This is a genomic window from Streptomyces xanthophaeus (assembly GCF_000725805.1).
In the GTDB taxonomy this organism is placed as follows: Bacteria; Actinomycetota; Actinomycetes; order Streptomycetales; family Streptomycetaceae; genus Streptomyces; species Streptomyces xanthophaeus.
This window is the reverse complement of sequence record NZ_JOFT01000134.1, coordinates 1-313: the sequence shown is the minus strand read 5'-3', so window position 1 is coordinate 313 and position 313 is coordinate 1. Positions and strand designations below refer to the sequence as shown.

1 protein-coding gene is annotated in these 313 nt (G+C 70.6%); it reads left to right on the top strand.

All coding sequences use genetic code 11. From position 1 onward, the window contains the following. A partial coding sequence (locus IO30_RS0129180; RefSeq protein ID WP_031147856.1) for a carboxyl transferase domain-containing protein occupies positions 1–313 on the top strand: 313 nt, incomplete at both ends.

Below are 313 nucleotides of genomic sequence, written 5' to 3'. Positions count from 1 at the left end.
GGAGGGCGTCTCGGCGCTCGCCGGGTACGGCGGCATCTTCCAGCGCAACACCAAGGCCTCGGGCGTGATCCCGCAGATCTCGGTCATGCTGGGCCCCTGTGCGGGCGGCGCGGCGTACAGCCCGGCCCTGACGGACTTCGTCTTCATGGTCCGCGACACCTCGCAGATGTTCATCACCGGCCCGGACGTGGTCCGTGCGGTGACCGGCGAGGAGATCACCCAGAACGGGCTCGGCGGCGCGGACGTGCACGCCGAGACCTCGGGCGTCGCGCACTTCGCGTACGACGACGAGGAGACCTGCATCGCCGAGGTC